This is a genomic window from Streptomyces sp. NPDC047917 (genome assembly GCF_043204345.1).
Taxonomy (GTDB): Bacteria; Actinomycetota; Actinomycetes; order Streptomycetales; family Streptomycetaceae; genus Streptomyces; species Streptomyces sanglieri.
In genome coordinates this window covers 258,022-277,866 of sequence record NZ_JBIDCA010000008.1, presented here as the reverse complement: position 1 = coordinate 277,866, position 19,845 = coordinate 258,022, and the positions used below count along the sequence as shown (strand labels likewise).

Here is a 19,845-nt window from a genome sequence, read left to right as displayed (position 1 = left end):
GTGTGGGCGGAGTGGAGGCGCGGGCACGGGGCGGTGGTGCGTAACGGGTGTGCGCGGGGCGCGGGGCATGGGGTGGAGGTGGAGGGGTGAGGTGTGGGCCCCGGTGGCTGGGCCGATCGGGGGGATTGCGGGGGCCGGTCGGGCGGGGCCCCGGCATGTCGGGGCCGGGGGTCTCGCGCGTGCGTGGCAGCGTCGCGGCCCAGAACCGGTGAACTCCGGCGCACGGGGTGAGCCGACCGTTTCGCGACCAGCGAAGGATGATCCCCCAGATGCCCCCCACACCGCCCACGGCCGGGCCGCCTTCCAGGGCCTCCGCACCGGCCGGCCCGGAGCCCGGCCGCGTAACGGGTTCGACGCCCGGCCGGATCGCCGATTCCATCCCCAGCACCAGTCCCACGTCCATCCCCCTGACCACGGCCGCGTCCATTCCGGTGTTCACCGCCCCCGCGCGTCCCTCCTCACCCTCGCCCCCGCCGTCCCCCGGGCGGACCCGGCACGGATTCGCGCTCGGGCTGGCCGCGGCGAGCGTCGTCCCCGCCGTCGTGCTCGGCGGCACATCCGCCGTGCCCGCCTCCGCCGCGTCCTCGGCGACCCCGGTCTCCTCGCCCGGCTCCACCACCGCCGACCAGCAGCCCGCCTGCGGTGATCCGGCGGCGAAGGACTTCCCGATCAGCACCCGCATCCGCGGCGGCCCGGACACGTACGCGTCCGGCGGCGGCTACGGAACCTGGTTCCTGGAGCTGACCAACACCACGACCGAGTCGTGCCGGGCCATCCACCCCGTGCTCGTCCTCACCGACGAGGACCGCAAGCTGACCTCGGACCAGATCCAGCTGAAGTTCTCCGATCAGGCCAGCCCGGGCACCGAGCACCGCGTCACCTGGGAGACCACCGACCTGGACGAGCACATCGGTGTCTTCGGCGGCACGGGTGGCGACTCCTTCGACGGCTTCACCGTCCCCGCCGGGCGCACCGTCACCGTCCAGGTCCGGATGGCGTTCACCTCCGACACCAGCCCCGGCCGGATCACCGCCAACGCCGCCATCGTCCAGCGGCAGCACACGGCGGGCGGCACGGCCGGCAAGCCGGGCAAGGACGACGGGGCCTGGGTCGGTGAGTCCGAGGACTACCCCTTCACCGTCGTCGAGGACAGCGACGCCGGTGATACGAGTGACACGGGCGATACAGGCGATACGGGCGATACGGGTGATACGGGTGACACGGATGTCACTGGTGAGACGGGCGAGGTCGGTGGGACCGGAGAGACCCCGCGCGAAATCCCGCCCGAGACCCGGCCGGACACGAACCGGCCCGGAGTCGACACCGACACCGATGCCGACACCGACACCGATGCCGACACCGATGCCGATGCCGCCACCGACTCCACCACCGCCCCCCGGCCGCCCGCCGAGCCGGGCCGAACCCCTGCGGACAGCGGCCGCCCGGAGCTGGCCGCGACCGGCCCGGGCAGCCTCCTGCCCGCCGGCCTCACCGCCACCGGGCTCCTGATCGGCGGCGGCGCGATGGTGGTACGGACCCGTCGGCCGCGCCGCGCGCACCGCTGAACCGTCCTCGACCACTCCCCCCGCCCCCGCCCCCCCCGTCCCTCGCTCCGCGTACCCCTGAACCATCTCCGACCGTCCCGGCGCACCCCCGGGCCGCCCCGGTCCATCCGCGGACCACCCCTCCCGCGCCCGGATGTTCACAGATGTTCATGTGGGTCTGCCACCATCGGGACGTGGACTACCCGCACGACCAGGCACCTGGCGCACCCATCCGCTCCGGCATCCCGGAGCACGGCCGTATTCCCAAGTACTACGCGGTCAAGGCTCATGTCTCCTCCCTCATAGCGGAGTTGGGCGAGGGCGGCATGCTGCCCACCGAACGCGATCTGGCCGAGCGCTACGAGGTCTCCCGCGAGACGGTGCGCCAGGCGCTGCGGGAACTCCTGCTGGAGGGGCGGCTCGCCCGCCAGGGGCGCGGCACCGTCGTCGCAGGCCCCAAGCTGGAACAGCCGCTCTCGCTGGCGAGTTACACCGAGGGCGTACGCCGCCAGGGCCGCACGCCGGGCCGTCACCTCATCGGTCTTGAGCGGTTCCCCTGCCCCGAGGCGCTCGCCGCCGACATCGGGGTGGAGCGCGGCGAGCCGGTCTGGCACCTGGAGCGGGTGCTGCTCGCCGACGACGACCGGGTCGGCCTGGAGAGCACGTACGTCTCCGTCGCCCGACTGCCCGATCTGGACACGGACTTCGATCCGGACTCGTCCTTCTACTCCTACCTCCGCGACCGGCTCCGGATCCCCTTCGGCGACGCCGACGAGCGGATCGAGACGGTGCTCGCGACACCGCGCGAGGCGCTGCTCATCGGTACGCCGCCCGCACTGCCGATGCTGCTGATCCACCGGATCTCGCGCGACACCGCCGGGAAGCCGCTGGAGCGCGTACGGACCCTCTACCGCGGCGACAGGTTCTCCTTCACCGCGCACCTCGGACCGCAGGACGGCTGCTGAACGACCACGGCCCGGCAACCACACGCACGGCGATCACACGCGCGGCAACTACACGCACGGCGATCACACGCGCGGCGATCACACGCGCGGCGACCGCGCCCCCGAGGCTCCGCCCGTCGACGGTCGGCCGTGAAGATAACGAGAACGTAACGGGTCTAGGCCAAGCTTGGGGCCCAGTTCACCCTCCCGTTGCCGTACGGCTCGATGCGGGTCACTCGCCCCGAGGAGCGTAGCCGCCGTGAGAGTCATCGTCGTAGGAGCCGGCGTGGTGGGAACCATGCACGCCTGGCACGCAGTGAACCGCGGCCACGAGGTCGTACAGATCGAGCGCGAGAGTGAGGCGCGCGGGGCATCGCTCCGCAACTTCGGACAGATATGGGTCAGCGGACGGGCCGGCGGCGAGGAGCTGGAGACCGCGCTGCGCGCCCGTGAGCTCTGGGAGGGCATCGGGGCGCAGGTCCCGGACCTCGGATTCCGTGCCTGCGGCTCGCTCACCCCGCTCCGCACCGAGCTGGAGACCGCCGTCGCCGAGGCGGCGATCGCCCGGCCCGACGCGGCGGCCCGCGGCTACAAGCTGCTCACGGCCGACGAGGCCCGGGCGGTCAACCCCGCGCTGCGCGGGGAGTTCACCGCCGCCCTGTGGTGCGAGCGGGACGCCGCGGTCGAGCCGCGCACCGCACAGCTCGCGCTGAAGCGGGAGCTGCTGAAGTCCGGCCGGTACACCTTCCTCGGCGGCCGCGAGGTCCGCGAGGTGGTGGGCACCGCCTCCGTCCGCGACGACCACGGCGACGTGCACACCGGCGACGCCGTGATCCTGGCCACCGGCGCCTGGCTCGGCGGCCTCGTCCGCGAACTGGCCGGCCCCGATCTCCCCGTGCGCCGCGTCCGCCTCCAGATGATGCAGACCGACCCGCTCGGCGAGCCGCTCACCACCTCCGTCGCCGACGCGGACAGCTTCCGCTACTACCCGGCGTACCGGAGCGAGGCACTGGACGCGCTCAACGCCGGGCAGGCCCAGGAACCCACCGCCGCGGCGCACCGGATGCAGCTGCTGATGGTGCAGCGCCGGGACGGCGGACTGACCATCGGCGACACCCACGAGTACGAGCACCCCTTCTCGTTCGACACCGTCGAGGAGCCGTACGAGCACCTCACCGGGGTCGTCGAGTCCTTCCTCGGCCGCCCGCTGCCGAGGATCCGCCACCGCTGGGCCGGGGTCTACGCCCAGTGCACCGACACCAGCCGGGTCGTCCACCGCCAGCAGGTGCGGGACGGCGTCTGGCTGGTCACCGGACCGGGCGGCCGGGGCATGACCTGCTCGCCCGCCATCGCCGAAACGACCGCCAACGAACTGGGCTGGTGAAGAAGTTGAGCAACACCGAGAAGCTGAACCTGATCGTCCTCGACATGGCCGGCACCACCGTCGCCGACGGCGGCCTCGTCGAGCAGGCGTTCTCCGCCGCCGCCGGACGCCTCGGTGTCGAGCCCGGCTCCGCCGACCACGCCGGGAAGCTCGACTACGTGCGCGCCACCATGGGCGAGTCGAAGATCTCCGTCTTCCGCCACCTCTTCGGCGACGAGGACCGGGCCCAGCAGGCCAACACCGCCTTCGAGGAGGCGTACGGCGAACTGGTCGACGGCGGTCGCATCGCCCCGATCCCCGGCGCCCGCGAGGCCATCGAGCGGCTCAAGGGCGAGGGCCGGACCGTGGTCCTGTCCACCGGCTTCGCCCGCACCACCCAGGACGCGATCCTGGCCGCGCTCGGCTGGCAGGACCTGGTCGCCCTGACCCTCTGCCCGGCCGACGCGGGCGGGCGCGGCCGCCCCTACCCGGACATGGTCCTCGCCGCCTTCCTGCGCACCGGCGCCGTGGACGGCGTCCAGCAGATCGCCGTCGCGGGCGACACCTCGTACGACATGCTCAGCGGCGTGCGCTCCGGGGCCGGCATCGTCGCCGGGGTCCTCACCGGCGCGCACGACAAGGACCAGCTGACCCGCAACGGCGCCACGCATGTGCTCGGCTCGGTCGCCGAGCTCCCGGAGCTGATCGCGCGGGCCGAGGCATGACCGGCGGGGAGCGGTCCGTCCGCAGCGGAATCAGGTTCGACCGGGTCAGCGTCGCGTACGGCCAGAACACCGTGCTCGACCGGCTCGACCTGACCGTCGAACCCGGCGAGGTGATGGCCCTGCTCGGCCCCTCCGGGTCCGGCAAGACCACCGCCCTGCGCGCCGTCGCCGGATTCGTCCAGCCGGCCTCGGGCCGGGTCTACCTCGGCGACCGCGACGTCACCGGGCTGCCGCCGCACAAGCGCGGCATCGGCATGGTCGTCCAGCAGTACGCCCTCTTCCCGCACATGCGGGTCCAGGACAACGTCGCCTTCGGGCTCAGGGCCCGCAAGGCCGCCAAGGCCGAGATCCCCGAACGGGTCGCCGAGGCCCTCGAAATGGTCGGCATGGCCGCCTACGCCAAGCGCTACCCGCGCGAGCTCTCCGGTGGCCAGCAGCAGCGCGTCGCCATCGCCCGCGCGCTCGCCATCCGGCCCGGCGTCCTGCTGCTCGACGAACCGCTCTCCGCCCTCGACGCCCAGCTGCGCTCCGGCATGCTCGCCGAACTGGCCCGGCTGCACCGGGAGCTGCCGGACGTCTCCATCCTGTACGTCACCCACGACCAGGTCGAGGCGCTCACCCTCGCCGACCGGATCGCGGTCATGGACAAGGCGAGGCTCCAGGACTGCGGCACCCCGCAGGACCTGTACCGCCGCCCCCGCACCGAGTTCACCGCGTCGTTCGTCGGCAACGCGAACCTGCTGCCGGTCACCGTCGCCGAAGGCGCCGACTCCGTCGACTTCGGCGGCCGCGCACTCGACGTACCGACCGGCGACGTCACCCGGGGCGCCACCGCCACCCTGTGCGTCCGGCCCCACCTGGTCGGCCTCGGCGACGGACCCAACGCACTGAACGGCACCATCGCCGAGGTCCAGTGGCGCGGCTCCACCCACCGGCTCTACGTCGACATCGACGGGCACCGCATCAAGGCCGACCTGAAGGAGCTGCGCGAGACACCCGCGCTCGGCGACCGGGTCACGCTGCACTTCGCGGCCGAGGACGCGGTGCTGCTGCCCGCGGGCGCGGCACCGGGAGCCGGGGGAGAGGCCGATGGCTAGCGCCGCGCACCCCGTCGCATCGGACATCACGGCGACGAAGACCCCCCGTCGGCGCACCGGACCGTCCGGGGCGGTGCCTCCGAAGGACGGATCGCGGGAACCGGCCCGCCGGGCCCGCCGCGTACCCGCCTTCGTCTGGGCGCTGCCGCCCGTCGCCGTCCTCGCCCTCGTCTTCCTCTACCCGCTGGCCCTCGTCGTCCAGCAGTCCGTCAGCCCGGACGAGGGCGGCACCTCGATCGCCCCGTACGGCGACGTGTTCGCCTCCGAATCGTTCCGCTCGGCGCTGACCACCACCGTCTGGCTGGCGGTCGGCTCCACGGTCGGCTGTCTGGTGCTGGGCTTCGTCCTGGCGATGATCATCGCGTTCGTACCGTTCCCCGGTGGCCGGGCGGTCGCCAAGTTCATCGACGTCTTCCTCTCCTTCCCGTCGTTCCTGATCACGCTCGCCCTGCTGTTCATCTACGGCAACGTCGGCATGGCCAACGGCGTCTGGACGGACCTCACCGGGGCGGCCGACGGCCCCTTCGACTTCCTCACCACCCCGTGGGGCGTGCTGCTCGCCGAGATCACCTACTTCACGCCGTTCGTGATGCGCCCGCTGCTCGCCGCGTTCTCGCAGCTCGACAGCGCGCAGCTGGAGGTGGCGTCCTCGCTGGGCGCCAGGCCGGGCCGGATCGTGCGGCAGGTGATCCTCCCCGAGGCGCTCCCCGCGCTCGCCGCCGGCGGCAGCCTCGTCCTGGTGATGTGCCTCAACGAGTTCGGCATCGTGCTGTTCACCGGGGCCAAGGGCGTCACGACCCTGCCGATGCTCGTCTACAGCAAGGCGATCCTGGAGTCCGACTACCCGGCGGCCTGTGTCGTCGCGGTGGTGAACATCGCGATCTCCGTCGGTCTCTACAGCCTGTATCGGATGGTGAGCCGCCGTGTTGGTGCATAGCCGCACCGGGAAATGGGCCACCTGGTCCGTGTTCTTCGTGCTCTTCGTGCCGCTGTTCGCGGTGCCGCTGCTGGTCATCCTCGCCGCGTCGTTCACCACCAACTGGTCCGGCGCCTTCCCCTCCGGGCCGACCACCAAGCACTACGTGGCGGCGACCGGCGGCGACTCCCTCCAGGCGCTGACCACCAGCCTGATCACGGCCGTCGGCGCCAGCCTGCTCGCCCTGACCATCGGCTCCTGGGCCGCGCTCGCCGCCGCCTCGATGCGCAGCCGGGGCAGGCGCTTCCTCGACGCGCTGTTCATGCTGCCGGTCGCCGTGCCGTCCGTCGTCGTGGGCCTCGCCGTGCTCGTCGCTTTCAGCAAGCCGCCGATGCTGCTGAACGGGACGCGCTGGATCGTGATCCTGGCGCACACCATTCTTGTCACGGCGTTCGCCTATTCGTCGGTTTCGGCGGCAATAGTGCGTCTCGACCCGATGTACGAACAGGCGGCGGCCAGTCTGGGCGCCCGCCCCGGTTACGTCCTGTGGCGCATCAAGCTGCCGCTCCTGCTGCCGTCGCTCACGGCGGCCGCAGGGCTCTGCTTCGCGCTGTCCATGGGCGAGTTGAGCGCCACGATGATGCTCTACCCGCCGGACTGGACACCGCTTCCGGTGCAGATCTTCGCGGCCACCGACCGTGGCTCGCTCTTCACCGGAGCGGCCGTCGCCGTGGTCCTGATGGGAACGACGCTGCTGGTACTGCTCGGCGTCTCCCGGATCCGCACCAGGGCCTCGTACCGCTGATCCGCCGACACCCCCGTACTGACCTCCGGCCGGCTTCCGGCCGACTTCCAGGAGATACGACTGCCATGCGCAAGAACCACCTCAAGCCCATAGCCGCCGTCACCGGCTGCCTCGCCCTCGCCGCCACCCTCTCCGCCTGCGGCGGCTCCTCGGCCGCCTCCGACGAGAAGGTCGTCACCGTCTACAGCGCCGACGGCCTCAAGGGCGAGAACGGCGACGGCTGGTACGACAAGGTGTTCAAGGACTTCGAGAAGAAGACCGGCATCAAGGTCAAGTACGTGGAGGGCGGCTCCGGCGAGATGGTGCAGCGCGCCGTCCGCGAGAAGTCCAACACCCAGGCGGACGTCCTGGTCACCCTGCCGCCGTTCATCCAGCAGGCCGACAGCAAGGGCCTGCTCGCCGCGTACGCGCCGGCCGGGTCCGACAAGGTCGACGGCGCCGACAAGGCCTCCGACTCCAAGTGGACCTCGGTCGTCAACAACTACTTCGGCTTCATCTACAACAAGAAGGAGCTGAAGTCGGCGCCCGCCACCTGGGAGGAGCTGCTCGACGGCAAGTTCAAGGACAAGATCCAGTACTCCACCCCCGGAGTCGCCGGTGACGGCACCGCCGTGCTCATCAAGGCCATGCACGACTTCGGCGGCAAGGAGCCGGCGATGGCGTACCTGAAGAAGCTCCAGGCCAACAACGTCGGCCCGTCCGCCTCCACCGGCAAGCTGGCCCCCAAGGTCGACAAGGGCGAGCTGCTCGCCGCCAACGGCGACGTCCAGATGAACTTCGCGCAGTCCAAGGACATGCCGAACCTCGGTATCTGGTTCCCCGCGAAGCAGGGCGGCAAGTCCACCACCTTCGCCCTGCCGTACGCGGCAGGCCTGGTGAACAAGGCTCCGCACACCGCCAACGGCAAGAAGCTGCTCGACTTCATGCTCTCCGAGCAGGCCCAGAAGGACGTCAGCGCGGTCGGCGGCGGCTTCTCCGCCCGCAAGGACGTCGAGGCCACCGACGCCAACGCCATCGAGCTGGCCAAGCTGATGGACGGGGTGGAGGTCTTCGAGCCCGACTGGTCGGACATCGGCACCAACCTGGACGGCTACGTCGAGGCCTGGAAGTCGGCCACCGGCAGCTGACCGCTGCCGGAGGATTCACGGCACGGGTATGGACCTCCGGCGGATCATCGCGGAAGGATAACGGGTCTAGTCCCACGTTCAACTCACCGCCCCGGGGCGGTGAGTTGAACGTGTGCCCCCACGCCTCGACGGAGGACCCCGTGACCACAGGCATGTCCCGCCGCACCCTCCTCATGAGCGCGGCCGCCCTCGCCGCCGCCGGACCGCTCGCCGCGGCCACCACCGCACGGGCCGCGGCCCGTACCCCCAAGGTCCTGGTCATCGGCCTGGACGGCGCCCTGCTGAACCGGATCAAGGACGCGGACGCACCGAATCTCGACGCCCTGATGGCCTCCGGGCTCACCTCGGTCAGCCCGCTCTACGCCGACCCGATGGCGCCCACCCTCTCCGGCCCCGGCTGGTCCACGATCATCACCGGCGTCTGGCCCGACAAACACCGCGTCAAGGACAACGCCTTCACCGGTCACGCCTTCGCCCGGTACCCCGACTTCCTCACCCGGATCGAGACCGCGAAGCCGGGACTCTCGACGTACGCGGTCGCCTCCTGGAACCCCGTCACCGACACGATCTTCTCCGCGAAGGTCGACACCCGGGTCTCCACCCCGGAAGCCGAGTACGACACCGGCACCACCAGCAGAGCCGTCGCCGAACTGGCCGGCGGCAACCGCGACGCGGTCTTCGTCCACCTCGACAACGTCGACCACGCCGGACACAGCCACGGCGCCGCGAGCAAGGAGTACCTGGACGCCGTCCACGGCGTCGACGCCCAGGTCGGGCAGCTGGTCGCCGCCGTACGGGGCCGGGCCACCCACGCCTCCGAGGACTGGCTCATCATGATCACCGCCGACCACGGGCACACCGACGCGGGCGGCCACGGCGGCTCCAGCGCGGCCGAACGGCAGACCTTCCTCATCGCGAGCGGCGGCTCCGTCACCCCGGGCTCCACCCGGTACGACATCAAGATGCCGGACGTCGCCGCCTCCGCCCTCGCCCACCTCGGCATAGCCGTCGACCCGGCCTGGGACCTGGACGGCCGCCCGCTCCAGCAGCCCGTCCCCGACGCCTTCGACGCGCTGCGCCCGCAACTGGCGACCCGCGTCGACGAGACGGGCATCGGAGCGGCCGTGCTCGGCTTCACCCACACCCCGCCCGCCGGGTGGTCCATCGACAACAGCGCGATGGGCACCGGCGGAATCACCGAATGGCGCGGCTGGACCTTCACCACCGACGAGTTCTGGACCTCCGCCGAACGCGGCCAGTGGCGCGAGACCAATGTGCGGGCCCGGAACGTCTTCGCGGTCGCCGACGGCGACGAATGGGTCGACAAGGGCTTCACCGGCACCTTCGACTCCACCCTGGTCGGCCCGGCCTGGCCGGTCACCGGCGGCCGCACCGCCACCCTCGCCTACACCACCCACTACCGCCAGGAAGCCCCGCAGAAGGGCGAGGTGCTCGTCTCCTACGACGGGGGCACCCCGGCCGTCGTGAAGACGTACACCACCGACACCGTCTCCCGGGCCGAATCACTCACCCTCCAGGTCCCGGCCGGGGCCACCACCGCACAGGTCCGCTTCCGGTACACCGGCGGCAACAACTGGTTCTGGGCGGTCGACGGAGTGCGCCTCACACCCGCGTGATCCGGCCGTTCCGGCAGGTCGAACGGACGGCATGAGGCCGTCCGGGAACCAGGGGGCGGCGTCGCGGGGCTGGGCACGCACATCTGCGGCGTTGTCGTCAATCAACAACGCTCCGCGTTGCCTCAATCCTCCGCCTTGGCTGCACGCACCCAGCCCCGCTCCTTCTTCCACCCCCCGGTTCCCGGACGGCCTAAAATCGGGGGCGTCGGCGCTGCACAGCGCGGTGCCGCCGGCGTCCCCGCACACGGCGTACGGCAGGAGTCCCACACATGGCAGAGCGCAAGCCGATCTCGTCCTGGCTCACCGACATGGACGGAGTCCTGATCCACGAGGGGACGCCGATCCCCGGAGCCGACGCCTTCATCAAGCGGTTGCGTGACTCGGGGCTGCCCTTCCTGGTCCTCACCAACAACTCCATCTACACCGCCCGCGACCTGCACGCCCGGCTGAACCGCATGGGCCTGGACGTGCCGGTGGAGAACATCTGGACCTCCGCGCTGGCCACCGCCCAGTTCCTGGACGACCAGCGGCCCGGCGGCACGGCTTACGTCATCGGCGAGGCCGGCCTCACCACCGCCCTGCACGACATCGGCTACGTGCTCACCGACCACGAACCCGACTACGTGGTCCTCGGCGAGACCCGCACGTACAGCTTCGAGGCGCTCACCAAGGCGATCCGGCTGATCAACGGCGGCGCCCGCTTCATCTGCACCAACCCCGACGAGACCGGCCCGTCCGCCGAGGGCCCGCTGCCCGCCACCGGGTCCGTCGCCGCCCTGATCACCAAGGCCACCGGCAAGGCCCCGTACTTCGCGGGCAAGCCCAACCCGCTGATGATGCGCACCGGGCTCAACGCGATCGGAGCCCACTCCGAGTCCAGCGCCATGATCGGCGACCGGATGGACACCGATGTGCTGGCCGGGCTGGAGGCGGGGATGCAGACCTTCCTGGTCCTCACCGGGCTCACCACGGTCGCCGACATCGACAAGTACCCCTTCCGGCCGTCCACGGTCGTCGACTCGATCGCCGATCTGGTCGACCTCGTCGACGTGGGCTGAGCCCGGCGGGGCGCGGCCCCGGGGCGGTGGGGGAGGGGGCGCGGACGGTGTGCGCGGACCCGTCCCCCGCGCCGCTGCGGATGCGAAAAACCTCCGGAGGCGTGAACCTTCACTGAGGAGGTTCACAATGCGTTCCACAACCCTCACGTTCTGTGCCGCCGCGGTCGTCGCGGCGACCCTGGTGCCGGCCTCCGCCGCACTGGCCGACTCCGACTCCGGTCCCGCCCCCGAGAAGGGCAAGGACAACCGCGTCTCCCTGACGCTGACCCCGTCCTCCGTCGCACCGGGCGGCGAGACGGATCTGCGGCTGGAGGGCTGCGAGGGCCGCGAGGCCACAGGTGAATCCGAGGTCTTCGTCTCCGGGGCACGCTTCTCGCCCGCCGCGGACGGGGGCCTCTTCGCCGAGGCCCGGATCAGCTCGGACGCCTCCCCGGGCGAATACGGCATCCGGATCGACTGCAAGGACGCCAAGGGCGCCACCGCCGCCGGCACACTCACCGTCGTCGACCGCGGCCGGCCCAGCCCGCTCGCCCCGGTCCAGGCCGGAGGCGGCGGCACCGCCCTGTCCACCGAGCGGGAGGCCGAGCAGAAGGGCCCCGGCACCGTGCACGCGGTGATCGGACTGGCCCTGGCAGCCGTCGCGGCCGTCGCCGTCGCGTTCCGCAGCGCGCGCCGCCGTCGCCGTCCGGCCTCGGACTGACATGTCCGCCCCCGACAGCACCGCGGGTCACGGCAGGCTGCTCGCCGGCGTGGCCTGGGCCGTCCTGCTGCTCGGCCTGTGGCTCTGGGGCCGCGGCATCACCGACGGCTCCGGCGCCAGTTCCGCCCCGACCACCGGCGACATCGCCGCGGTGGGGCGCCCCCTCGGCGTACCGCTGCCGCCGCCGCACGACCCGATCGGGGGCGCGGTGCCGAAGCGGGTCGAGATCCCGTCGATCGGTATCAAGGCGCCCGTGGTCGCCCGCGGCCTGGACAAGGACGGCGCGATCGAACCGCCCTCCTTCGACACACCCCAGACCATCGGCTGGTACGGCGACGGCACCGAGCCCGGCGCGAAGGGCCCGGCCCTCCTCGTCGGCCATGTCGACACCGAGACCAGACCGGCCGTCTTCTACGGACTGAGCGCGGCCCGCCCCGGCGCCAGGGTCGACATCACCCGCGCCGACGGGACCGTCGCCGAGTTCACCATCGACGACGTCCAGGTCTTCACCCGGGCACGCTTCGACGCCGACAAGGCGTACGGCCCGCGCCAGGACGGCCGGGCGGAGCTCCGCCTGATCACCTGCGGCGGCACCTTCGACCGCAAGACGCACTCGTACGACGCGAACGTCGTCGTCTCCGCCTACCTGACCGGCGAGAAGCCCGCGGGCGACCGCGCCTGACGCCCGGCGCCGGAAACACAACCACCGCCGCCCGGAGCATTCCTGACGCAGCGTAGGCAGTCACTCACTCCCGGCTTTCGGGAGATGCGGACAGAAGCCCTGTGCCAGGATGGAACGGACGCGGCAGTGCGCCGCCGCCGCACCGAGGGGGAGCGCATGCACGGCAGTCACGACGGCCGGCGGGGCAGGCGTACGGGTCCGGGGCGGGCCGGTGCGGTGGCCGCGGCAGGGGCCCTGCTGCTGCTCGCGGGATGCGCCTCCGGGCCCGGCCCCGGTCCTGACCCCGCCCGCGGAGCCACCGGCCGGAGCCCCGCGAGCGGCGGCCGGTACTGGGTCGACCCGGACGGGAACGCGGCCAGGCAGGTCGCCGCGTACACACGGGACGGCGACGGGGCGAGCGCCGCGCTGATCGAGCGGATCGCCCGGCAGCCGGTCGGCGAATGGATCGGCCCGGACACTCCCGAGGCCGAGGCGAAGGGCCTCACCCTGGCGGCCACGAAGGCGGACCGGGAGGCGCTGCTGGTCCTCTACAACATCCCGCACCGCGACTGCGGGCAGTACTCCAGGGGCGGCGCCGCCGACGGCGACGCGTACCGGACCTGGCTGGAGGGCGTCGCCCGGGGCATCGGCGACCGGCGCGCCACGGTGATCCTGGAGCCCGACGCGCTGCTGCACATGGTCGACGGGTGCACCCCGCAGGAGTTCCACGAGGAGCGGTACGACCTGCTGAAGGGCGCGGTGGAGCGGCTCGGGCGGCAGCCCGGTGTCCGCGTCTACGTGGACGCGGGCAACGCCGGCTGGCGCACCCCCGACGCGCTCTTTTGGCCGCTGCGCCGCGCGGGCATCGGGGCGGCCGACGGATTCGCCGTCAACGTCTCCAACTTCCAGACCACACCGGCCAGTACGGAGTTCGGCAAGCGGCTCTCGGCCAAGGTCGGCGGCAAGCCGTTCGTCATCGACACCAGCCGCAACGGCAACGGCCCCTACCGCGGCGGTGCCCCGGGCGACAACTGGTGCAACCCGCCCGGCCGGGCACTCGGCGATCCACCGACGACCGACACCGGTGACGAACTGGTCGACGCCCACCTCTGGATCAAGCGGCCCGGCGAGTCCGACGGCGACTGCAGGGGCGGCCCGAAGGCCGGCGTCTGGTGGCCCGAGTACGCCCTGGGCCTGGCCCGGGCGGCGAAGTAGCGGAGCAGCCGAGGCGGGGGCGGGGGCACCCCGACGCCCCCGCCCCGCGGCCCTACGGGACCTCGACCCACCTGCCCTCGGACGGAGTCCCCCGGTCGTCCGTCACGAAGAGCATGTACCAACCCGACGGCACCAGCGCCCGGTTCCCCGGCACCGTGACCGTGAGCCCGCCCGGCGTCCGCCGCAGCCCCAGCGCCACCGAACGCTGGTCGGTGTCCGTGACATGGGTGACCGCACTGGGCCGGATCAGCTTCGCCGAGGTGATCGGCCGCCCCGGCGCCGTCGTGAGACTTCCCGTGCCGGCGCGCCGGAGGCTCTTCGGGCCGCCCGTCAGCACCGGGCGCGGACTCCGGTACAGATAGGGCGGGGTATAGATCTCGACGCGCTGCTCGAAGGCGCCCGGCCGGGTGTTCGCCCGGTCCGCGTAGAGCGGGTCCGAACCGAAGACCATGACGCGGCCGTCGGGCAGCAGCACCGACCCCGAGTGGTAGTTGCGGCCCACTGCCGGATCGGCGACCCGCCGGTACCTGTCCGCCCCCGGGTCGTACAGGCGGGCCTGGAGCACATTCGATCCGCCGCGCCCCCGGTAGTCGCCGGAACCGCCGGTGACCAGTACCGAATCGTCGGGGAGCAGGGAGGCGCCGGGATAACGGGTGCCCTCCGCCAGTGCGGCGCCGTCCCTGAACCTGGGGGCGGGGTCCTTCAGGTCGACCAGCCTGGACTTCGCGCTCGACCGGTCCGACTCACCGACCCCGCCGCCGCCGATGACCATGAACCTCTCGTCCTGGGCCGGGGCCAGCCGGACCGTCGCGGAGGTCTCCATCTCGGCGGCGTCGCCCAGTCCGGGGATCTTCCTGAAGCTGTTGGTCGCCAGGTCCCAGACGCCCGGGTCGCGGCCGATGTCGGCGGGACCGTATCCGGCGTTCGAACCGGAGTAGAAGAGCTTGCCGTCGCCCAGCAGGAAGACCGCGGGGTAGGTGGGGAACCTCCGGACGACGCCGGTGTACCGCCACTTCCCGGTCCTCGGGTCGTAGATCTCGTCCTTGCCGGGAACGATCTGCCCGATCTCGTCCAGCCCGGACAGGGCGAGCACCCGGCCGTCCTTCAGGGTGGTCAGCGTCGGGTACCAGCGCGCCTCGTTCATCGGGTCGACGGAGAGGTACTTCTCCGCCACCGGGTCGAACTCGAAGGCTTCCCGGATGCCCTGGAAATCCTTCTTGTCGAGGGCGATCTTCTGCGCGATCCCGTAGACGTCGCGGTTGTCGGAGCCGGTCAGGCCCGCGATCCGGTAGTTGTCCTCGGCGCCCGTCGCGTACCGCGCACCGGACTTCTCGGCCTCCACGTAGATCCGGCCCAGACCGGCGTCGTTGCGCAGGAACCTCCCGGTCCTCCGGTCGAAGACCTTGGTGGCCCTCTCCACCAGCACCGGGTCCTTGGACCGGTACGTCCTGCCGTTCGCCCGGCCCGTGAACCGGGTGCCCGCGGGCAGTGTGACCGGCCGGTCCGGGTTCTCGTTGTGGACGATCATCAGCCCGCCGGCCTTGGTGACATCGCCCTTGAGCTTCTCGTACCGCCTGGTGCCCCCGGCTATGAGGAGCTTGCCGTCGGGCAGCTGGGTGTGGCCCGAGCAGAACATGTCGTCGGGCGTGGGGATGTTCTTGAACGTGCCGGTCCGCGGATCCCACAGCACCGAGCGGAAGCTCTTCGCGTCGAAGTCCTTCCGGTTGTTGCCGGAACCCGCGACGAGCAGCACCTTCCCGGTGTGCAGCAACGCCGCGTGGATGGTGTTGATCCGGTACCCGGCGGGGACGTCCAGGAAGTCCCAGTGGCCGTTGGCGGCCTTGTAGCCCGGTCTGTTGATCGTGTAGTGGTGGTAGCGCTCGGTGCTCTCGCGGTACAGCCAGGGGCCGTTCGCCCCGGAGAGCGCCAGGACCACCGTCGTACCGATCGCCATCCGGCGGGTACGCAGGCTCGGACGGAACTTCATCGTTCACGGCTCCCGGTGGCGGTCTGCGGGGACTGTCGGGCGTCGGCGCGGCGCCGGCGCTTCTCGGCGCGGACGGTGTACCGCCAGCCGAGGACGGGCGCCGCGGTGATCAGCATCGCCATGGCGGCCCAGGTGAGCATCGCCGGATGGCTGTGGCCGAGGACGAAGGAGGCGGTGACGGAGCCGCCGAAGACCAGCAGGAAGAAGAGGTGGATCCGGAAGGTGCCGAAGAGCGTGTCCGGGCTGCACGAGTCGCCCTTGGGCGTCACCACGAACGAGCTCCTGCGGCGCAGCACGGCATCCAGCAGCGAGCGGGCGTAGACCGGGGCGCAGAGCGCGGACATCATCATGCCGGCCAGCCCGCCGGAGCCCTCGGGCTCGTGCGGCGAGACGTTGTGCCGGCGGTTCCAGATGTACAGCCCGATCTGGAGCGCCGAGGCATTGCCGTACAGCATCATCCAGACGACCGGGTCGATCTGTACGCCCGAGGCCCCGATGCCCAGGAACAGGGCACAACTCAGGGCCGCGAGGATCCAGTTCAGCGCGGACATCGGGTAGAAGGCGATCATCAGCGTGTAGTTGAGCAGCTTGCCCGGCGGGAGCGAGCAAAAGCCCTTCCAGTACTGCTTGAGGATCGTCTCGTACGTCCCGCGCGACCAGCGCAGCTGCTGGGTGAAGAAGTCCGTCCACGCGGTCGGGCCCTCGCCGACGGCCAGTACGTCCGGGGTGTAGACCGAGCGCCACTTGCGTCCGGTGCGCGGATTGCGGGCGCGGTGCATCTCGAAACCGGTCGCCATGTCCTCGGTGATCGAGTCGTACAGACCGCCGATCTGCCGGAGGGCCGAGATCCGCACCGCGTTGCTGGTGCCGACGAACATCGGGGCGCCGTAGCGGTTGCCCGCGCGCTGGATCAGCGCGTGGAAGAGGAACTGCTGGGACTCGGCGGCCCTGGTGACGAAGGTGTCGTAGTTGCCGTAGACCTGCGGGCCGACGACGAAGCCGATGTCCGGGTCGCGGAAGTAGCCGAGCATCCGCTCCAGGTAGTTGGGCAGCGGTACGTGGTCGGTGTCGACGGAGGCGAAGAACTCGTAGTCGCCGCCGTGCGCGTCGAGCCAGGCGTTGTAGTTGCCGTGCTTGGTCCTGGCGCGGTGCGGGCCCCGGTCCCGGTTCCAGTGCGCGACGCCCTTGCGGGAGAAGTGGTGCACCCCGAGCCGGGCGCAGACCTCCTTGACCGCCGGGTCGTCGCCCTCGTCGAGCAGCCAGACGTGCAGCAGCCCGCGGTGCCGGATGCGGACCGCGGCCTCCAGGGTCCTCGTCACCATCTCCAGGGGCTCCTTGCCCGGGACGAAGGACGTGAGGAAGGCGACCCTGGTGCCGGTCTCCGGAACGACCGGGACCGGGTCGCGCGCGACCAGCGTCGCGTGCGCGTTGGACAGGACGTTCAGTGTCCGGAACAGCTCGATCAGGCCGATCGGGACCAGCATCACGATGTCCAGGACCAGCAGCGTGCCGTTCCCGAGGTCCGGGTCGCGCCGGGTCCAGTGGCCGGGCTGCATCAGCCAGACGAACAGGCCGATCGAGACGAGCGGTGCGGCACCCAGCAGGAGCGCCGCACGGATCCTGTGCGGTTCCTGTGAGAGCAGTGAGCGGTACTGCACCCGGTACGGCAGTGCGGTGCCGGGCCCGGTCAGTGGCCCGGCGAGCCGGCTGTGGTGCTCGTAGTCGTATCGCGGCAACGGCTCCTTCGGCCGCCGACGTTGTTCCCCTGGTATCGGCTGCGCCGGTATCCGGGGCAGGGCGGTCCGGGAAAGATCGTTGTTCTGCCGGGCGCCGGTCGGCGTCGACGTCATGGGTCATCCCCCTGCACGCATGGTCGGTGCGTGACTGATAGGTGGTCTCGGCCGCGGCGGCTCCCCGTCGGTCGCCGCGGACGACATCAATGGCGGGCGGCCGTCCGCTCAGACACGGAACGCCGCCCTTCCGGCGGTCTCCGGCGCCCCCTCGACGCCAGTCCCCGAGCGGGGCCCCCACCCCGCGTTGCGGACCACCGGAACTTCCCCCTGTGCAGCCCCCAACTGCACGGTTCACCGGCCTGGTTGGGGCCGGTGACCCATAGACAGGTTGTCCGACCCCGGTCCCGACCGCAAGGGTGAAACGAGTGGGTTACCAGTCATACGTACGATTTGTGGCCCCCTTGCGCAAGGGGTGTGCCGAGGCGTACGGAAACGGACTTCGCGCCGGTGAGTAACCGTCCGGTGACCCTGTGACACCTGTGCGAAGACTGTGCGGCGCCTGTGCGGGTAGTGGTTGAAGGTGGCGCTGTGGGCGGCGTCACGGGGTGGAGGCCCGGCGCGAGGCTTCGGTGCGGGAGGCTTCGGCGTGAGAGGTTCGCGAACGAGCAAAGCCCCCTCGCGCGTGGTGAGGGGGCTTTGACTCTGCGTGCGCCGCCAGGGACTCGAACCCCGGACCCGCTGATTAAGAGTCAGCTGCTCTAACCAACTGAGCTAGCGGCGCCTGCTGACTTGGAGAACTCTACCCGAAGGCGGGGGGTGCTCCTGACCAATTACCGTCCATCACGGCCTGTCGGATGGTCGTTTTTTCACTTCTGTCCGTCAAAATGCGATATGTCAGGAGAGTTGAGACACTGGCGCCCGTGCAGATGCGCCCAAAGATCTTGACGAGTGCGGAGGGGAATCGCATGACTGTGCCGGCTTTCGAGGAGTACGTGCCCGCCATCGACTGCATCTGTGCGGGGTGCGCCGCGCAGCGGCGGGCCGCCGCCGGTGCGCTGCCCGTGCGGTACGGAGGTCATCCGGCCGCACACGGCGCCCGCCGCGCACTGGTGCTGGTCACCGCGGCCGGAGTGGTGCTGGGCAGCGGCGTCACCGAGGCGGCGAGCGCGTCGGGAGCGACGGGCGACCGGCCGGCGGAGGCGGCCGGAGCCGCCCGGGCCGACGCGGACGGGGGCAGCCCGCAGGGCGGCCCCGGACCACTGCGGGGCGGTGGCGCCTCGGGCCCGCCCTCGTCCACGACCACCACGCCCAAACTGCGCAAGAGCAGCCGGGCCGACATCATCAACCGCGCGAAGAAGTGGGTGTCCGCGAAGGTCCCGTACAGCATGACCAAGTACTGGCCGGACGGCTATCGGCAGGACTGCTCCGGCTTTGTCTCGATGGCCTGGAACCTGCCCGGCAACGAATGGACCGGCAGTCTCGCCGCGTTCGGCACGCGGATCGCGCGGGAGGAGCTCCAGCCCGGCGACATCCTGCTCTTCCACAACCCGGCCGACCCCTCGAAGGGCTCGCACGTCACGATCTTCGGCGGCTGGACCGACTACACGCACACCCACTACACGGCGTACGAGCAGACGAAGCCGCACACCCGCAAGAAGACGACGCCCATGGCGTACTGGACCAACTCCGGCAACTACGTCGCCTACCGCTACAAGGGGCTCAGCGGCGGAAGCGCCGGCAGCGGCTCGTCGGTGACGGGGTTCCCGGGCGCCGGGAGGTTCGGTCCCGGTGCCAGCAACACCTACGTCACCCGGCTCGGCAGGATGCTCGTGGAGCGGGGTGGCAAGCGCTTCTACAAGGTCGGCCCCGGGCCGGGCTGGGGCGAGGCCGACCGGCTGGCGACCCAGGCGTTCCAGAAGGCCCAGGGCTGGAAGGGCAAGGAGGCGGACGGCGTCCCCGGCCCCGACACCTGGCGGCTCCTGGTGAGCGGAACCGGCCACGACATCCCCCGCACCGGAAACGGGAGCGGGGGCGGAAGCGGAACGGGGGCCGGCCACGGCGAATCGAACCCGGATTCGAAGTTCCCCGGGCGGGGTCATTTCCGGCCCGGTCAGTCCAACAGCCATGTCGACAGGCTCGGCAGGCAGTTGGTGAAGAAGGGCTTCGGCAAGTACTACACCTCGGGGCCCGGACCCCGGTGGACCGAGGCGGACCGGCGCAATGTCGAGGCCTTCCAACGGGCTCAGGGCTGGCGGGGCGGAGCGGCCGACGGCTACCCCGGTCCGGAGACCTGGCGGCGACTCTTCGGGTGACACGACGGACATGACGGAGGC

The 19,845-nt window shown here is 71.4% G+C and carries 16 protein-coding genes and 1 tRNA gene; 14 read left to right on the top strand and 3 right to left on the bottom strand.

Annotation, left to right across the window (positions count from 1 at the left end):
- The first annotated feature begins 269 nt into the window (after nucleotides 1-269).
- From ACGF8B_RS21200 to ACGF8B_RS21140, 13 genes are all read left to right on the top strand, one after another.
- Complete coding sequence (locus ACGF8B_RS21200; protein WP_392740661.1) at nucleotides 270-1,565, top strand: hypothetical protein; 1,296 nt, start codon at nucleotides 270-272, stop codon at nucleotides 1,563-1,565.
- A gap of 173 nt (nucleotides 1,566-1,738) precedes the next feature.
- The gene (locus ACGF8B_RS21195; protein WP_342283698.1) at nucleotides 1,739-2,509 is read left to right on the top strand and encodes a GntR family transcriptional regulator; all 771 of its coding nucleotides are present in this window, start codon (nucleotides 1,739-1,741) and stop codon (nucleotides 2,507-2,509) included.
- A gap of 238 nt (nucleotides 2,510-2,747) precedes the next feature.
- Nucleotides 2,748-3,872: a TIGR03364 family FAD-dependent oxidoreductase gene (locus ACGF8B_RS21190; protein WP_392740658.1), complete on the top strand. Its 1,125-nt coding sequence runs from the start codon at nucleotides 2,748-2,750 to the stop codon at nucleotides 3,870-3,872.
- The gene (locus tag ACGF8B_RS21185; protein WP_392740655.1) at nucleotides 3,869-4,576 is read left to right on the top strand and encodes a phosphonatase-like hydrolase; all 708 of its coding nucleotides are present in this window, start codon (nucleotides 3,869-3,871) and stop codon (nucleotides 4,574-4,576) included. Before ACGF8B_RS21190 ends, ACGF8B_RS21185 begins: the two co-directional genes overlap by 4 nt.
- Complete coding sequence (locus ACGF8B_RS21180) at nucleotides 4,573-5,673, top strand: ABC transporter ATP-binding protein (protein WP_392740652.1); 1,101 nt, start codon at nucleotides 4,573-4,575, stop codon at nucleotides 5,671-5,673. Before ACGF8B_RS21185 ends, ACGF8B_RS21180 begins: the two co-directional genes overlap by 4 nt.
- Nucleotides 5,666-6,610, top strand: coding sequence for a 2-aminoethylphosphonate ABC transporter permease subunit (locus ACGF8B_RS21175; RefSeq protein ID WP_392740650.1), 945 nt, complete (start codon nucleotides 5,666-5,668; stop codon nucleotides 6,608-6,610). The genes ACGF8B_RS21180 and ACGF8B_RS21175 overlap by 8 nt, the downstream gene beginning before the upstream one ends.
- The gene (locus tag ACGF8B_RS21170; RefSeq protein ID WP_392740647.1) at nucleotides 6,597-7,394 is read left to right on the top strand and encodes an ABC transporter permease; all 798 of its coding nucleotides are present in this window, start codon (nucleotides 6,597-6,599) and stop codon (nucleotides 7,392-7,394) included. The genes ACGF8B_RS21175 and ACGF8B_RS21170 overlap by 14 nt, the downstream gene beginning before the upstream one ends.
- 65 nt (nucleotides 7,395-7,459) lie before the next feature.
- Nucleotides 7,460-8,521: a 2-aminoethylphosphonate ABC transporter substrate-binding protein gene (locus tag ACGF8B_RS21165; protein ID WP_342283691.1), complete on the top strand. Its 1,062-nt coding sequence runs from the start codon at nucleotides 7,460-7,462 to the stop codon at nucleotides 8,519-8,521.
- Between the two features lie 173 nt (nucleotides 8,522-8,694).
- Entirely contained in the window at nucleotides 8,695-10,158 is a 1,464-nt protein-coding gene (locus ACGF8B_RS21160) for an alkaline phosphatase family protein (protein ID WP_392741018.1), read from the top strand.
- 269 nt (nucleotides 10,159-10,427) lie between these two features.
- Nucleotides 10,428-11,216 (top strand): HAD-IIA family hydrolase, encoded by a 789-nt coding sequence (locus ACGF8B_RS21155; RefSeq protein WP_392740644.1) that lies wholly within the window; start codon nucleotides 10,428-10,430, stop codon nucleotides 11,214-11,216.
- A gap of 127 nt (nucleotides 11,217-11,343) precedes the next feature.
- Nucleotides 11,344-11,916 (top strand): hypothetical protein, encoded by a 573-nt coding sequence (locus ACGF8B_RS21150; RefSeq protein WP_392740641.1) that lies wholly within the window; start codon nucleotides 11,344-11,346, stop codon nucleotides 11,914-11,916.
- Nucleotide 11,917: 1 nt separating this feature from the next.
- Complete coding sequence (locus tag ACGF8B_RS21145; RefSeq protein ID WP_392740638.1) at nucleotides 11,918-12,598, top strand: class F sortase; 681 nt, start codon at nucleotides 11,918-11,920, stop codon at nucleotides 12,596-12,598.
- A gap of 156 nt (nucleotides 12,599-12,754) precedes the next feature.
- Nucleotides 12,755-13,792 carry a glycoside hydrolase family 6 protein gene (locus ACGF8B_RS21140; RefSeq protein WP_392740636.1) on the top strand — a complete coding sequence of 346 codons (1,038 nt, stop codon included), beginning with the start codon at nucleotides 12,755-12,757 and terminating at the stop codon, nucleotides 13,790-13,792.
- Nucleotides 13,793-13,844: 52 nt separating this feature from the next.
- Here ACGF8B_RS21140 and ACGF8B_RS21135 read toward each other — a convergent pair whose 3' ends face one another.
- The 3 genes from ACGF8B_RS21135 to ACGF8B_RS21125 all read right to left on the bottom strand — a co-directional run bounded on the left by ACGF8B_RS21135 (nucleotide 13,845) and on the right by ACGF8B_RS21125 (nucleotide 18,293).
- Nucleotides 13,845-15,779 (bottom strand): galactose oxidase-like domain-containing protein, encoded by a 1,935-nt coding sequence (locus ACGF8B_RS21135; protein ID WP_392740633.1) that lies wholly within the window; start codon nucleotides 15,777-15,779, stop codon nucleotides 13,845-13,847.
- Nucleotides 15,776-17,629: a glycosyltransferase family 2 protein gene (locus ACGF8B_RS21130; RefSeq protein WP_392740630.1), complete on the bottom strand. Its 1,854-nt coding sequence runs from the start codon at nucleotides 17,627-17,629 to the stop codon at nucleotides 15,776-15,778. Before ACGF8B_RS21130 ends, ACGF8B_RS21135 begins: the two co-directional genes overlap by 4 nt.
- A gap of 590 nt (nucleotides 17,630-18,219) precedes the next feature.
- Nucleotides 18,220-18,293: transfer RNA gene (locus ACGF8B_RS21125), tRNA-Lys, on the bottom strand.
- A gap of 184 nt (nucleotides 18,294-18,477) precedes the next feature.
- On the opposite strand from ACGF8B_RS21125, the gene ACGF8B_RS21120 reads away from it, so the two are divergent.
- Complete coding sequence (locus ACGF8B_RS21120; RefSeq protein WP_392740627.1) at nucleotides 18,478-19,824, top strand: peptidoglycan-binding protein; 1,347 nt, start codon at nucleotides 18,478-18,480, stop codon at nucleotides 19,822-19,824.
- The last annotated feature ends 21 nt before the right edge of the window (nucleotides 19,825-19,845 follow it).

What these genes read in the sequence shown, in the direction of transcription:
- ACGF8B_RS21175 (WP_392740650.1), top strand. Translation starts at nt 5,666, where the DNA reads ATGGCTAGCGCCGCGCACCCCGTCGCATCGGACATCACGGCGACGAAG.
- ACGF8B_RS21155 (WP_392740644.1), top strand. Translation starts at nt 10,428, where the DNA reads ATGGCAGAGCGCAAGCCGATCTCGTCCTGGCTCACCGACATGGACGGA.
- ACGF8B_RS21135 (WP_392740633.1), bottom strand. Translation starts at nt 15,779, where the DNA reads ATGAAGTTCCGTCCGAGCCTGCGTACCCGCCGGATGGCGATCGGTACG.
- ACGF8B_RS21130 (WP_392740630.1), bottom strand. Translation starts at nt 17,629, where the DNA reads ATGACGTCGACGCCGACCGGCGCCCGGCAGAACAACGATCTTTCCCGG.
- ACGF8B_RS21160 (WP_392741018.1), top strand. Translation starts at nt 8,695, where the DNA reads ATGAGCGCGGCCGCCCTCGCCGCCGCCGGACCGCTCGCCGCGGCCACC.
- ACGF8B_RS21180 (WP_392740652.1), top strand. Translation starts at nt 4,573, where the DNA reads ATGACCGGCGGGGAGCGGTCCGTCCGCAGCGGAATCAGGTTCGACCGG.
- ACGF8B_RS21120 (WP_392740627.1), top strand. Translation starts at nt 18,478, where the DNA reads ATGACTGTGCCGGCTTTCGAGGAGTACGTGCCCGCCATCGACTGCATC.
- ACGF8B_RS21165 (WP_342283691.1), top strand. Translation starts at nt 7,460, where the DNA reads ATGCGCAAGAACCACCTCAAGCCCATAGCCGCCGTCACCGGCTGCCTC.
- ACGF8B_RS21140 (WP_392740636.1), top strand. Translation starts at nt 12,755, where the DNA reads ATGCACGGCAGTCACGACGGCCGGCGGGGCAGGCGTACGGGTCCGGGG.
- ACGF8B_RS21145 (WP_392740638.1), top strand. Translation starts at nt 11,918, where the DNA reads ATGTCCGCCCCCGACAGCACCGCGGGTCACGGCAGGCTGCTCGCCGGC.
- ACGF8B_RS21200 (WP_392740661.1), top strand. Translation starts at nt 270, where the DNA reads ATGCCCCCCACACCGCCCACGGCCGGGCCGCCTTCCAGGGCCTCCGCA.
- ACGF8B_RS21150 (WP_392740641.1), top strand. Translation starts at nt 11,344, where the DNA reads ATGCGTTCCACAACCCTCACGTTCTGTGCCGCCGCGGTCGTCGCGGCG.